We start from the raw sequence: 13424 nt of genomic DNA on the forward strand, positions 1-13424 counted from the left end.
GGATTGTTGCATGAAGAAGTTGATTATTACCGGAGCGGCCAACGGGATTGGCCGGGCCACTGTGGAACTGGCGATTCTACAGGGTTATTTTGTTATCGGCGCGGATAAGGATGCCGAGGGCTTGAAAGTACTGCAAGGTCTCTATGGCGCTGATGTGTTCGAGGCGCACATTGCCGACTTTTCGGATATGACCGTTATCAAGGGGTTCATTCCACGACTCTATGAGCGCCATGCAAGTATTTATGGTTTGGTGAATAACGCCGGTATTTATCACGGTAAAAGTGTCTATGCCTACTCCGATGAGCAGATAGACGAGATCCTCACCGTCAACCTCAAGGCGCTGGTCTATCTCTCCAAAGACTTCGCCGAACGGGAAATGCCGCACGAAGCCCAGCGCAGCATTGTCAACATCGCTTCGGTGGCCGGTGAAGTGGGCAGTTGCGACGCGCTCTACGGCGCCACGAAGGCGGCAGTGATCGGCCTGAGCAAGGCCAACGCCTGGAACTTCGCGCCGTTCGTGCGGGTAAATGTGGTGTCCCCGGCGCTGATCCATGAAACCGCCATCTACGGCACCATCCCCGAATACCGACGTGCCGAGTACGCCCGCCAGGAAGTCCTCAAGGACCCCATCCTGCCTGGTGGCGTGGCTGAGGTTATCTTGCTGTTGTTGGGCGATGCGATGCGTCACATCACCGGAAGGGTCATCCCGGTGGACAACGGAGCCTACCCGCGATGAGTCTTCCGGTGCGCAAGAAAAAGCTGTTGCTGGTGGGCGCCGGCAACCTGTGCCTGCAGATACTCAAGATTCTGGGACCGAAAAACGCGTTCGACTTTGTGGTGCTGGGGCGCAATGAAGAAGCCACGATCCGCTTGTGCAATCTGGTGGCGTTGTCGTGTGCGCAGTTGGGCCAGTTTATCGACATCAAGCCCGTCGTTGCCGACCTGACGGATGTCGGCAAGGTCACGCAGCTGCTGCGTGAAGAAGCCCCGGATATGCTGGTGAACTGTGCGTCGCTGCAGTCATGGCGGGTGATCACCGGGCTGCCCAAGCTGTCGTTCGAAAAGCTCGACCAGGCCCAGTTCGGCCCCTGGCTGCCCATGCACCTGACGTTGATGCATTGCCTGATGCAGGCGGTAAAAGCCTCCGGCATCAGCACCAAAACCGTGAATGCGGCGTTCCCCGATGCGGTCAACCCGATCCTGGCGCGCATCGGCCTGGCGCCGGACATTGGCGTCGGTAATGTGGCCAACCTGATTCCGGCTGTACGTTTTTCCATTGCACGGTTGCTCGAATGTGCACCCGCTGATGTGCACGTGCAGCTGTATGCCCAGCATTACTTCAGCCACTACGTGCCGCGCGGTGGTTTACCGCCGCGTGCCAATTACCGCTTGTTGTATGAAGTGCGCGATCGACCGGAAGTGGGGCGCCTGCCGGCCGAGGCGATTTTCTCGACGGTGAAATCCGAGTTCCGTCGCCTGGGCGGGGTGGATGGGCAGTTCCTCACCGCGTGCTCTGCGGTCACAGTCATCGAAGGGCTGTTTTCGCCCGTGCCGGTCCTGGTGCATGCGCCGGGGCCTCTTGGGCTTCCGGGCGGGTATCCGGTGTGGCTGCACGATGGGCGGATCCAGGTGCAGTTCTCCAACGCGTGCCCACAGGACGAGGCGGTACGCATCAATAGCATCTGCCAAAGCCAGGATGGCATTGATGAAATCCATTGCGATGGTTCGGTCACTTACAACCCGCAGTGCATGGCCGTCATGCAATCGATGCTGGGGTATTCCAAGAACACCATGGCCATCGAGCAGTCCGCCGAATTTGCCCGCGAGCTGGCGAGCAAATACCTGTCCTTCAAGAATTCAACCTGGTAGGTGTGTGATGAATCAAGTTTTCAGAAACAAGCACAGCGAAGTTGCCAGTTATGCCACGCAGTACTCTCCGGATTTCGTCGAGCGTTGGGATGAGTTGATCGATTGGAATAAACGCAAGGCCGGGGAGGACGGGTTCTTCGAAAACCTGCTGCGTAGCCACGGTGTGCACTCGGTGATCGACGTGTCGACGGGCAGCGGTTTCCATGCCGTCCAGCTTAAGCAGGCGGGGTTCGAAGTGGTGGCCACGGACGGCAGTAGCACCATGTTGACCAAGGCGCGGGCGAACTTTCGCAAGCATGGCCTGGACATTCAGTCCCATTACCGAGACTGGCATTCACTGGACTCCCAGGAGCTTGGCCAGTTCGATGCTGTGGTGTGCCTGGGCAGCTCGTTGTGTCATGTCTTTGCCGCCCACGATCGGTTGCGGGTGCTGGCGAAATTCCGCTCCTTGCTCAAGCCGGGTGGCTTGCTGATTGTGGATCAGCGTAATTTTTTCGCCATTCGTGCCGGCAAGTACAAGGCCAGCGGAAATTACTACTACTGCGGTACGAATGCGTCGGTCAGTCTGGGGGAGGTCAATGAGCGTCTGTGTGAGTTCATCTATTCCTTTGATAACGCAGAACAGTACCGGTTGCAGGTCTATCCCCTGTTGCCGGGTGAATTGAAGGGAGAAGTGCTCAAGTCCGGGTTCACTGACCATGAGAGTTACGGCGACTTCAAGGATGACTACGACATGATGGATTGTGATTTCGTCATCCACACGGCGCGCGCCGAATAAGGAGGGCTTGATGAGCACACTCGTACAGAGCAATGCCCGGCCCTTGGACAGCGTCGTATTGGCGGTGGTCCTTACCGGGTTCGTGGCCAGCACTTATGGCTTTGGCGTCTACCTGTTCGCCAACCTGGTGGTGGACATGCGCCGCGACATCGGTTTCGACTACACCACGGTGGGCCTGATCACCGGCGGCGCGCAGATTGGCTTCCTGCTGTTTTCATCGGTTACAAGCTATATCAGCCGGTTTTTCGAGGGCTGGAAGATCAGCCTGGTATCGACGGTGATGACGTCCCTGGCACTGCTGGGGTTGAGCGTCAGTCACAGCGTCTGGTTGTCGGGGGCGTTGTTGATCCTGCTCGGTGGCTGTTCCGCCTCGGTGTACATCCCGTTGGCGGAGATCGTCACCAAAGGCTTCAGCCCGGGAAATCGCTCCCGCGTCATGGGGCTGATTTCCAGCGGCACCAGCTACGGCGTATTCATCAACGGTTTGCTGGTGTCGTTCCTGACATTGAATGGTGGCTGGCGCTCGATCTGGCTCACCGCGGGCCTGATCTCGGTGGTCCTGTGCGTGGTGGCCTGGTTTCTGTTACGCAACCTCGCAGCGAGCCAGGACACCGGGTTTTCCGGGGAGCGCGCCACCGCCTTCGACAGTCGGCAGCCCTGGCTCAGTCGTTCGTTGTACCTGACCTGGGCCATCGCCTTTCTCAATGGCATGGCGTTGTTGCCGTTCCAGACTTACCTGGCGCCGTTCCTGCGTGATGAGTTGGGTGTGTCGGTACAGGACACCGGGTTTATCTGGACCACCATCGGTGCGGTGGGCATGGCGTCGGGCTTCCTGGTGGGGTGGATTGCCGACAAGGTGGGCGTACGTGCGTCGTTGGCGATGTGTTTCCTGAGCGCGGGGCTGGCTGCCACCTTGGTGTTCAGTTTCAACAGCCTGCCGTTGTTCTACCTGGCGGCGTTTCTGTTTGCGCTGGCGTTTTATCCTATCTTCGGGCTCGTCCCCAGTTACATCGGGCAAATCGTGCCTGTCAGCCGCCTGACCCAGGCCTTCGGTATTGCCAACGTGCTGATCGGCTTGGGCGGCGTGTGCGGTAATTTCCTGGGCGGGTTCTCCAAGGATTTGACCGGGTCCTTCTCGACGGTCTACTGGGTGGTGGCACTGTTGCTGTTCGTGCAATGCGTGATGGTGTTCCTGTTGGGTAAACAGCCTGTTTCGGTGAAGGAGAGCGAGCAGCCATGAGTTATTTTCCAGACACGCCGCACCGGAACCTGCACGCGTTTGCGTTCAGTCACCGCTCTGGCATGAAACACAACCCCGTGGTCATCTGGATGACCGGGCTCTCCGCGTCCGGCAAGTCGACCATTGCCGATGCGTTGGACAATGCCCTGCAGGAACAGGGCCGGATCACTGCGATCATCGACGGCGACTCGGTACGTGGCGGGCTGTGCCGAGACCTGGGTTTTACCGACAGCGACCGCGACGAGAATATCCGGCGTGTCGCCGAGGTGGCGCGGCTGATGCTGGAGGCGGGGCTGATCGTGATCGTGGCGCTGATTTCACCCTCGTCGGCGAGCCGGCACTACGCGCGCTCGATCATCGGCAATGAGTGCTTTGTTGAAGTGCATGTGGACGCGCCGTTGGAAACCGCCGAGCAACGTGATCCAAAGGGCCTTTATAAAAAAGCCCGAGCGGGCTTGATCAAGAACTTTACCGGTATCGACTCCAATTACGATGTACCGGTATTTCCGGAAGTGCACTTGGACACCCAGGCGCTTTCAGTGGAACAGTCGGTTGCGACGATTCTTGATTGGCTTGCGCATAACGACGTTCGCACTTAGCCGTCTGTCTTTGCGCGGGGATGACACGCTTTGCACGCTGAAAAAACAAGGTAATCTGCGCCATCGCAGGGAGAACGCGTTTTTTCAGGAGTAGGCATGACACATTTCACGGGCACTGCAAAATCGATCCGTCTGATTGGTGGAGCCTGTGTGTTGGACTTTATCAATACCACCAATGGGCGTCGCCCTGGCACTTCGCTCAAGGTCATAGAGGAGCGACTCACCAGCTTTCAGTTCTTCTTCGAGTGGGCATTACATGCGTCGTTGATCTCGGCCCGAGAGTTTGACGACTATAAACCGATGGTGTTTGCGTCATCCATGGCCTACCAGCCGGACCTGGACGCGATCATTGCATTCAGGGAGTGCCTGTACGCGGTGTTTTATCCCTTGTCGTTACAGGAGCCCGCGCCCGATGACGCTTTGCAGCATGTAAACCAGATGTTCCAGCAGGGCGTTGCCTGGCGGGTGCTCCGTTCCGTGGAGGGCAAACCTGCCTGGGCGTGGAAACCCTGCACCACGGCGCAGGAGCTGACCGCCATGGTGCTCGGGCGCTTGGCCATCGAGGCCACGCAGTTACTGGTCTCTGGTGATCTGCACGCATTGCGCATTTGCGGCGCAGCTGACTGCGATTGGGTGTTCTTCGATATCTCCAAGAACAAGCAGCGCAAATGGTGCCAGATGAGCGTGTGCGGCAGTCGAGAAAAGCTCAGCCGACTCAAGCAGGTGACCAGCACTCATTAGTTCGAGGTCATCCGGCGGGTAGCAATTGCCCCGCTTAATAGGAAGCATTACTATTCACGCCCCGCCTCTCCAGTGCACCCGCGATGATCCCTCAGCCGCCCCGCAGAACAGGCTTTTTCGAACATTACGAAGAGTTGATCGGAACCTGGACGCGCCGCCTGAGAAACCGTCAGCAGGCCGAAGACCTGGCCCATGACACCTTTTTGCGGGTGCTGGAGTCAACCTCCTCCGAGGTTGAGCAACCGCGCGCCTATCTGCATCAGACTGCGCGCAATATCGCAGTGGATGCCTATCGACGCGAAGACCGTCGCGAGGCCATCACGCTGGAAGCCTTTGATCAGCGCTCGCCCCACAGCGGCGACCCGGAGCATTTCATGCACGCGATCCAGTTGGCGGACTCAATCGAGCGGGCCTTGGCTGAGCTGCCGCTCAACTGCCGCAATATTTTCATCTGGCAAAAGATCGAAGGCCTGACGCAGCAGGAAATCGCCGAACGCCTGGGGCTGTCTAAAAACATGGTGGAAAAGTATATGATCCGCACCCTGCGGCATCTGCGCGACCGCCTGGACGCGATGGCGCCATGACTGCCCGCTTTGAAACAGGATCTTCCATGATGGATAACCGTGCCCGAGACGAAGCCGCGCAATGGTTTGTGCGCCTGCAAGACGCCCAATTGAGCGCTGCCGATCGCCAACGCTTTGATGCATGGTGCAACGAGCATCCCGATCACCGTTATGAATTCGATGTGTTGCAAGGCCTGTGGAGCGCCACCGACTTGCTACCCAAGGCGCGTTTGCAGGCGTTGTGTGAGACCCCGGTGGAGCGGCCCAAGCGCCGCGCCGTGTTGCGTTATGCGGTCGCCGCCAGTGTGGTCGCCGTCGCTGTGGGTTTGGGCCTGTTCAGCGGGCTCGATCATCCCAAACCCTACAGTGCCGAGTTCAGCACGCGCCTGGGTGAACATCGCCAGGTGGCCTTGCCCGACGGTTCGGTGATGGACCTCAACAGCCGCAGCGTGGTCGCGGTGCATTTTGAAAAAGGCCGGCGTGGCGTGGAACTCAAGCAGGGCGAGGCGATGTTCAGCGTCGAGCATGACACCAGTCGACCCTTTGTGGTGGCCGCCGGGGCAGGGCAGGTGACGGTGACCGGCACGCGCTTTGATGTGCGTCGTGATGAAGACCAGACTCGCGTGATGGTCGAGGCCGGGACCGTAAAGGTGCAAGGGCACTCAGCGGACACGGTGGTGACGCTGACGGCAGGCCTGGGTACCCACGTCGACAACAAAGGGTCGGTGGCAGCGGCCTACGCCGTGAACACCGAGGAATTGACCGCCTGGCGCACGGGCAAGCTGGTCTTCAACAACGCTTCGCTTGGCGAAGTGGCGCGCGAGGTTTCGCGTTATCGCGAGCAACCGCTGCGGGTCAGTACGCCTGCGGTGGGTAGCCTGCGCCTGACCAGCGTGTTCAAGGCCAACGACACCGACGCCTTGCTCAAGGCCTTGCCGCATATACTGCCGGTGGCCTTGCGTACCTTGCCGGACGGCAGCCAGGAAATTATTTCACGCTGACATTCAGGTTATTTTCGAGTTCTTCGTCTTCTCCTGCATCTGCAACTGGTTTGCATTAACAGCCGCATACTCTTGCGATCACAGGACTAGGTTCGACGTGAAAAAACTCGCCGTTAACAACAATAAAATCTCCCGCTGGGCGCCGCTGGCCCTGGCGCTCGCGGTCAGTGCCGCGCTCCCTACGGCCTATGCGGCCGACGCCATTCATATCCAGGCCCAGCCCCTCGGCGCGGCGCTGAGCCAGTTGGGCCAGCAGACTTCCTTGCAAGTGTTCTTCAGCCCCGAGCTGGTCGCGGGCAAGCAGGCGCCGGCAGTAGACGGCAACCTTTCCCCTGAACAAGCCCTGCGCCAGTTGCTGCAAGGCAGCGGCCTGGACTACCAGATCGACGCCGGTTCCGTCACCTTGCGCCCGCTGAACAGCGGCACCGGTGAAGCCGGCTCGCCCCTCGAGCTGGGCGCAACCGACATCAAGGTGGTCGGCGACTGGCTCGGCGACGCCAACGCTGAAGTCGTACAGAACCATCCCGGCGCCCGCACGGTGATTCGCCGCGAAGCCATGGCAGAGCAGGGCGCAATGAATGTCGGCGACGTGTTGCGTCGTGTGCCAGGCGTGCAGGTGCAGGAATCCAACGGCACCGGCGGCAGTGATATTTCCCTCAACGTCGGCGTACGTGGTCTGACGTCGCGCCTGTCGCCACGTTCTACCGTTCTGATCGACGGCGTGCCAGCCGCATTTGCACCTTATGGCCAGCCGCAATTGTCGATGGCGCCGATTTCAGCGGGTAACCTAGACAGCATCGACGTGGTGCGCGGTGCCGGTTCCGTGCGTTATGGGCCACAAAACGTCGGCGGCGTGATCAACTTCGTGACCCGTGCCATTCCCGAGAAATTCTCCGGCGAAGTCGGCACCACCCTGCAAACCTCCGCCCACGGCGGCTGGAAGCACGTGGACAACGCTTTTATCGGCGGCACCGCCGACAACGGTATCGGCGCCGCTTTGCTGTACTCCGGGGTCAATGGCAACGGTTACCGCAATAGCAACAATTCCAACGACATCGACGACGTGATCTTCAAGACCCATTGGGCGCCGACCGATCAAGACGACTTCTCGCTGAACTTCCACTACTACGACGCCAGCGCCGACATGCCCGGCGGCCTGACCCAGAAGCAGTTCGATGCCAACCCGTACCAATCGGTGCGTGACTGGGACAACTTCAGCGGTCGCCGCAAGGACGTGTCCTTCAAGTACATCCGACAGATCGACGACCGCACTCAGGCCGAAGTGCTGACTTACTATTCCGACAGTTTCCGCGGCAGCAACATCGCCAACCGCGACCTCAAGACGATCGGCTCCTACCCGCGCACCTACTACACCTTTGGCATCGAGCCGCGGGTGTCCCATGTGTTCGACGTGGGCCCGAGTACCCAGGAAGTCAGCCTGGGCTATCGCTACCTCAAGGAAGGTATGCATGAGCAGGCCACCAGCCTGAACCTGGTCAACAATGTGCCGACGCCGGGTGGGCAGAGCGATGGTCACGTCTACCAGGACCGCACCGGGGGGACCGAGGCCAACGCGTTCTATATCGATAACAAAGTCGATATCGGCAAGTGGACCATTACGCCCGGTATCCGCTTCGAGGACATCCGTACCGAATGGCACGACCGCCCGGTGGTTGCCTTGAACGGCACGCGTACCCAGGAAAAACGCCGTGAAGTCCACAACAACGAACCGCTGCCGGCCTTGAGCGTGATGTACCACGTCTCCGACGCCTGGAAACTGTTCGCCAACTACGAGACTTCGTTTGGCAGCCTGCAATACTTCCAACTGGGCCAGGGCGGCACAGGCGATCAGACTGCCAATGGCCTGAACCCGGAAAAGGCCAAGACCTACGAAGTGGGTACGCGTTACAACGACAATGTGTGGGGCGGCGAACTGACGTTCTTCTACATCGACTTCTCGGATGAGCTGCAATACGTCAGTAACGACGTGGGCTGGACCAACCTCGGTGCGACCAAGCACACCGGCATCGAAGCCTCGGCCCATTACGACTTGTCGAACCTGGACCCACGCCTGGATGGCCTGACTGCGAATGCCGGCTTCACCTACACCAAGGCCACCTCGGAGGGCGACGTACCGTTCAAGGGCCGTGACCTGCCGTTGTATTCACGTGAAGTGGCCACCTTGGGCCTGCGCTACGACGTCAACCGCTGGACCCATAACCTGGATGTGTACGCCCAGTCCGGCCAGCGCGCACCAGGCACGACAAGCACCTACGTCACTCAGGGCACAGCTGACGGTCAGTACGGTGATATCCCCGGTTACGTCTCAGTCAACGTACGCAGCGGTTATGACTTTGGCGAGCAGTTGTCCAACCTGAAGCTGGGTGTGGGCGTAAAAAATGTCTTCGATCAACAGCACTACACCCGTTCCAGCGACAACAATGCCGGGTTGTACCTGGGCGAGCCGCGTACGTTCTTCGTACAGGCCAGCGTCGGGTTCTGATTGAAAAAGTGCCGCTCTTCCTGATCCAGGAGAGCGGCAAGTCCTGCCGATAGAGTGGGTTGTCTCTCACTCGTCCAGATGCTCTTCCTACTTCAATTCTGGAAAATTTCAGCGCTCTCAGGAACCGGCTCCTACCGTTCTGCCACTCAGCAAATGCCTGCCTTCGCTGGCTTCCTTGGCGATTCAAGGTCAGGCACTTGAATACACCGAACTGGAGAACTGGAATGTCGGTATCAGCATACAATCAGAGCGTCGCTCCTAATTTTGATAAAACTTCCCCCGGAGCGGAAAAACCCAGTAACGAACGGTCTGCCACCGCAACACGTGCTCAGGTCTCGGCAGGCATCCATTTCACCTCGCATTCCAGTCATTGCGGCCCGATATTCGGCGGCCCACCGCTGCGCCCACTCCCAGAAAATGTGCGCCCGAACCCCGGCCCACCGCCGCGCCCACTCCCAGAAAATGTGCGCCCGAACCCCGGCCCACCGCCGCGCCCACTCCCAGAAAATGTGCGCCCGAACCCCGGCCCACCGCCGCGCCCACTCCCAGAAAATGTACGCCCGAACCCCGGCCCACCTCCGCGTCCGACCCCGGTGTTGCCGGACCCTCATTATTCAAAGCAGAGCAACGAGCAATTGGCCCAGGCGCTTTTGAACAATTATGACGCGTTCAGGGGGCGCTGGCCTTCGCGCTCCGTCACGCAACAGAGTTTGGAAAAAATGGCCAATCGACCGTTGACCGGTAACCCTTCAACGGACGCGAATATTCGGCTGGCGAACGAACTGCTGCGTCGTCCTGGGCTGCTGCAATCGCTCGATCGAAATGGCAGCACCGGTGGACTGGACGGGCGTTTGTCCAAGGGCGATATCAGGAGCTTTATTCAGTCAGACAACCCGTTGAAGTCGAAAGACGACAAGCAACTCGTTCAGGAAATGCTGAATCATTTCAATGAATTGAAAGGTGGATTCTGCAGCGGCACGATCAAGCTTCGTGACCTCCATGCGCTTGCGATGCGCCATCCATGCAGCGATCATCTCGTCCAGTTGGCGCGGGAGGTCATGGCGCGTTCGAACCTGATGTCGGCTATGGACAACGTTCACAGTTGGCAGCGCGATGGAAAGATCTCTCGACAGGAATTGGACGCACTGCTTCGTTAGACCTGGGGCCCCCTGCTGTGCACTACACGGCAGGGGGGCGGCAAGCGCTTGGCGCAGCCATACCCTCCAATCAGGTGGAGCTGGTTGCAAAGAGCTACCACCAAGAAAATATCCACCGGTTATTGAATGCCGATGGGGGCCTTCATCTACCGGATTAGGTCTGGACCATGAACTCGACAACATTTGAATCCCGATACTCTCAGTACAACGCCCCGAACTTGGCTGCACTTGCACAAGAGGTAAAAAATCCAAGAGAGCCAAAGGGGCTCAACCTCACATCCTCGCCGAAGTTCAGCTTCAAGGCGCCCACCGCCGAAGATTTTGACAAAGGTTCTCGGGTGTTGACGGAGGAGTCGGCGCCCAGTTCTGTAATTTCCATGTTAGCCAGTTTTTGGAGCAAGTTGTCCCGGCGCTAGATGTCGTTGTTTTTGAGCAGTGGGATTTTCCAGGGTGGGGATGCGCGGCAGGGGATCTGGTTACAAGCGCTTAACATTCCCTGAGGCATATCCAGTGTTTTGGATGACTGTCTTCGGAACCGTTGTTTTCTGGGGACCACTCAATCGCTGCTTGTGCCATCTTGATTTCGATGCCTTTTCGAAGATCAGGCAATCAAGGCCCAGGCTACGAAATCTAGATAGGGTGGAGGTGAATCATGATTGGTCGTGTCAATAATCTGAGCTATACGCAAACGGCTGGGTCCAACACACCTGGGCCAACGGGGAGCGGTCAGTCTCGCTTTGAGGTCGATGCGCGTGCGCTGGGTAAGCCGCTGCCGGCGGCGCAGCCATTCAACACCCGTTTCGCGAACGGCGCCGACCGGCACTTCGACGGCCAGAATATGTATGGAGGCATGACAAAAGTTGGCAACCCCTTCGTCAGCTCGGATGACCATCTGCTGGCGACTGATTTGAAGAACAACCTGCCATTGCTGGACGCCTTCAAGAAAGATGGCCGGCTGACCCAGAACTCCTTACAAGAGATAGCCAAAGAGGAGCCCAGCAGCAGCAAGGTCTCAGAGCGCACCATTATGTTGGCGCGAGAGATACTTAACCGGCCCCGATTGAACGATGCGATTACTGCCAAGGGTGGCGAAATCACTCATGACAGCCTGACCAAGGCTGGCGACTCACAGATCGGCAATACCAACCCCAATACACAAAGCGCGGACCCGTTCCATGCGAAAACCGACGCTCAGGTCGTCCAGGCATTCAGAGGTATGTTTGATGATTTCAGGGATAAGTCCGAAGACCGCACATTCTTTTTCGAAAAACACCGGTACGTCAAAAAAGACACACTCATCGAGATCAGCAAGGATCCGAACCAGACTGATAAGAACGGCGAGCCTTTACGCGATGTGCGCACCGGGTTTCCCTTGAAAATGTACAGCGAACAACAGGTCTACCTGGCCAAGAATTTGATGGAACGACCAGGATTGATAGCCTCTCTGGACAGTCATAAAGCCAACGGCTACAACATCTTCGGCAGTCATAACGACGATGGTTGGTTGAAGAACTACAGCATTGACCGCTGGCTGGAGAACGACAAGGCAGAGAAGGGGAAGTAAGGTATGCAGGCGCGCATCTGCGGCTTGAAAGCCTCAAGCCGACGATGCCGCCCTACGTTCAGACCCGCAAGACTTTTCCACTGACAGCCACCGCCACAAGTAACCCTCCAATTAACAGGAAGGCGGTGGCCAGGCTGCTGCCATGGGCGATGAATCCGATTACCGCCGGCCCAGCCAATATCCCTGCATAGCCCAGGGTGGTGATGGCCGGCACGGCGATATGTTCTGGCATGACGGTCTGCTTGCCAACAGCGGTATAGAGCACCGGCACGATATTGGAGCAACCGGCACCTATCAGTGCATAACCCAGCAAGGCCATTTCCCAGGCCGGAGACAATGTGGCAAGGAATGTACCTGCCGCCGCCAGTGCGCCGCCGGCTACGATCACCCGCGTAGCGCCCAGTCGGCGCACGATGGCATCGCCGGTCAATCGCCCGGCCGTCATGGTCAAGGCAAAGGCCGCGTAACCCAAACCTGCATAGGCTTCGTCCACGCCGCGTTCGGCACTGAGGAACACTGCGCTCCAGTCGAGTACCGCACCCTCGGCCAGGAACACGATAAAACACAGGCAACCGATGAACAGCACCACGCCGTGGGGCACGGCAAACGCCGGGCCCGAACTCTCGCTGCCGTAGGGCAGCAAGTGCGGCGCGGCCTTGAGCAGTGCCGCCAGCGTGATGACGATCACTACCAGGGTCGCCTGCAGTGGCGACAGTCCTAGCCCCAGTAACGCCGAAACGCCCGCCGCACCGACAATCCCACCCAGGCTGAACAGCCCGTGAAAGCCCGACATCATGGTCTTGCCGCTGGCTCTCTCGACGATCACCGCCTGCAGGTTGACCGTGGAGTCCACGGTGCCGAGGCCGGCACCGAACAGGAACAGCCCCGCCATCAATAACGGAATTGAGCTGACCGTCGCCAGCATCGGCAATGCCAGGCAGATCATGATCGTCCCGGCGCTGAGCACGCGACGGCAGCCAAAACGCGATGCCAACGCACCGGCGGCCGGCATGGCAATGATCGAGCCGACACCCAGGCACAGCAACAACAGGCCCAGTGTGCCTTCGCTCAAATCCGCACGGGCCTTGGCATAGGGCACCAGCGGCGCCCAGGCTGCGATGCCGAATCCGGCAATGAAGAAAGCGATACGGGTCGACATTTGCTCCAGCCGTCCGGGAACCACGGGCGCTGAGGTGGGGATGGCAGTCATGAAAAATCCTTGGTTTTGCGTTCTACGAACGATGTCCGGCGTGACATCCTTGCACATCAGGCCGTGGCACGCGAGCCGGGTTCCCTTGGGATTGCGGCGGTCGGGAATTTTATTTTTACACATCTGGAACGTCAGTACGGCTCGCCGCCACACAAGCAGCATTGAGTGTGTAGGAGGCGGTCTGGAAGGTGCGTAATCC

Annotated in this window: 12 protein-coding genes; 11 read left to right on the forward strand and 1 reads right to left on the reverse strand. The window is 58.8% G+C overall.

Going from position 1 to position 13424, the window contains the following annotated elements:
* Positions 1-10: 10 nt before the first annotated feature.
* The 11 genes from U367_RS0128180 (at position 11) to U367_RS01000000130380 (ending at position 12015) form a co-directional block, all read left to right on the forward strand.
* A complete protein-coding gene (locus U367_RS0128180) occupies positions 11-736 on the forward strand; it encodes an SDR family oxidoreductase (protein WP_028619545.1) in 726 nt (241 codons plus the stop codon).
* The gene (locus U367_RS0128185; RefSeq protein ID WP_028619546.1) at positions 733-1869 is read left to right on the forward strand and encodes a Rossmann-fold NAD(P)-binding domain-containing protein; all 1137 of its coding nucleotides are present in this window, start codon (positions 733-735) and stop codon (positions 1867-1869) included. The genes U367_RS0128180 and U367_RS0128185 overlap by 4 nt, the downstream gene beginning before the upstream one ends.
* Before the next feature lie 7 nt (positions 1870-1876).
* Positions 1877-2647 (forward strand): class I SAM-dependent methyltransferase, encoded by a 771-nt coding sequence (locus U367_RS0128190; RefSeq protein ID WP_028619547.1) that lies wholly within the window; start codon positions 1877-1879, stop codon positions 2645-2647.
* 10 nt (positions 2648-2657) lie between these two features.
* Positions 2658-3887, forward strand: coding sequence for an MFS transporter (locus U367_RS0128195; RefSeq protein ID WP_032864593.1), 1230 nt, complete (start codon positions 2658-2660; stop codon positions 3885-3887).
* Positions 3884-4486: an adenylyl-sulfate kinase gene (cysC, locus tag U367_RS0128200; protein ID WP_028619549.1), complete on the forward strand. Its 603-nt coding sequence runs from the start codon at positions 3884-3886 to the stop codon at positions 4484-4486. Before U367_RS0128195 ends, cysC begins: the two co-directional genes overlap by 4 nt.
* 96 nt (positions 4487-4582) lie before the next feature.
* Complete coding sequence (locus U367_RS0128205) at positions 4583-5227, forward strand: CGNR zinc finger domain-containing protein (protein WP_028619550.1); 645 nt, start codon at positions 4583-4585, stop codon at positions 5225-5227.
* Between the two features lie 83 nt (positions 5228-5310).
* Positions 5311-5811, forward strand: a complete 501-nt coding sequence (locus U367_RS0128210; RefSeq protein WP_028619551.1) for a sigma-70 family RNA polymerase sigma factor — start codon at positions 5311-5313, stop codon at positions 5809-5811.
* A 26-nt stretch (positions 5812-5837) separates the two neighbouring features.
* Positions 5838-6791 carry a FecR family protein gene (locus U367_RS0128215; protein ID WP_028619552.1) on the forward strand — a complete coding sequence of 318 codons (954 nt, stop codon included), beginning with the start codon at positions 5838-5840 and terminating at the stop codon, positions 6789-6791.
* Between the two features lie 97 nt (positions 6792-6888).
* On the forward strand, positions 6889-9294 hold the full coding sequence (locus U367_RS0128220; RefSeq protein ID WP_028619553.1) for a TonB-dependent siderophore receptor: 2406 nt from the start codon (positions 6889-6891) through the stop codon (positions 9292-9294).
* Positions 9295-9518: 224 nt separating this feature from the next.
* Positions 9519-10451: a hypothetical protein gene (locus U367_RS1000000132500; protein WP_236639995.1), complete on the forward strand. Its 933-nt coding sequence runs from the start codon at positions 9519-9521 to the stop codon at positions 10449-10451.
* A gap of 652 nt (positions 10452-11103) precedes the next feature.
* Complete coding sequence (locus tag U367_RS01000000130380; RefSeq protein ID WP_028619554.1) at positions 11104-12015, forward strand: hypothetical protein; 912 nt, start codon at positions 11104-11106, stop codon at positions 12013-12015.
* Positions 12016-12073: 58 nt separating this feature from the next.
* On the opposite strand, the gene U367_RS0128235 is transcribed toward U367_RS01000000130380, so the two are convergent.
* The gene (locus tag U367_RS0128235; protein ID WP_028619555.1) at positions 12074-13225 is read right to left on the reverse strand and encodes an MFS transporter; all 1152 of its coding nucleotides are present in this window, start codon (positions 13223-13225) and stop codon (positions 12074-12076) included.
* Positions 13226-13424 lie beyond the last annotated feature (199 nt).

The organism is Pseudomonas canadensis (assembly GCF_000503215.1).
Classification (GTDB): Bacteria; Pseudomonadota; Gammaproteobacteria; order Pseudomonadales; family Pseudomonadaceae; genus Aquipseudomonas; species Aquipseudomonas canadensis.

Excerpts from the sequence above, each read along its gene's own strand:
- U367_RS0128180 (WP_028619545.1), top strand. The coding sequence starts at position 11 with ATGAAGAAGTTGATTATTACCGGAGCGGCCAACGGGATTGGCCGGGCC.
- U367_RS0128185 (WP_028619546.1), top strand. The coding sequence starts at position 733 with ATGAGTCTTCCGGTGCGCAAGAAAAAGCTGTTGCTGGTGGGCGCCGGC.
- U367_RS0128190 (WP_028619547.1), top strand. The coding sequence starts at position 1,877 with ATGAATCAAGTTTTCAGAAACAAGCACAGCGAAGTTGCCAGTTATGCC.
- U367_RS0128195 (WP_032864593.1), top strand. The coding sequence starts at position 2,658 with ATGAGCACACTCGTACAGAGCAATGCCCGGCCCTTGGACAGCGTCGTA.
- cysC (WP_028619549.1), top strand. The coding sequence starts at position 3,884 with ATGAGTTATTTTCCAGACACGCCGCACCGGAACCTGCACGCGTTTGCG.
- U367_RS0128205 (WP_028619550.1), top strand. The coding sequence starts at position 4,583 with ATGACACATTTCACGGGCACTGCAAAATCGATCCGTCTGATTGGTGGA.
- U367_RS0128210 (WP_028619551.1), top strand. The coding sequence starts at position 5,311 with ATGATCCCTCAGCCGCCCCGCAGAACAGGCTTTTTCGAACATTACGAA.
- U367_RS0128215 (WP_028619552.1), top strand. The coding sequence starts at position 5,838 with ATGATGGATAACCGTGCCCGAGACGAAGCCGCGCAATGGTTTGTGCGC.
- U367_RS1000000132500 (WP_236639995.1), top strand. The coding sequence starts at position 9,519 with ATGTCGGTATCAGCATACAATCAGAGCGTCGCTCCTAATTTTGATAAA.
- U367_RS01000000130380 (WP_028619554.1), top strand. The coding sequence starts at position 11,104 with ATGATTGGTCGTGTCAATAATCTGAGCTATACGCAAACGGCTGGGTCC.
- U367_RS0128235 (WP_028619555.1), bottom strand. The coding sequence starts at position 13,225 with ATGACTGCCATCCCCACCTCAGCGCCCGTGGTTCCCGGACGGCTGGAG.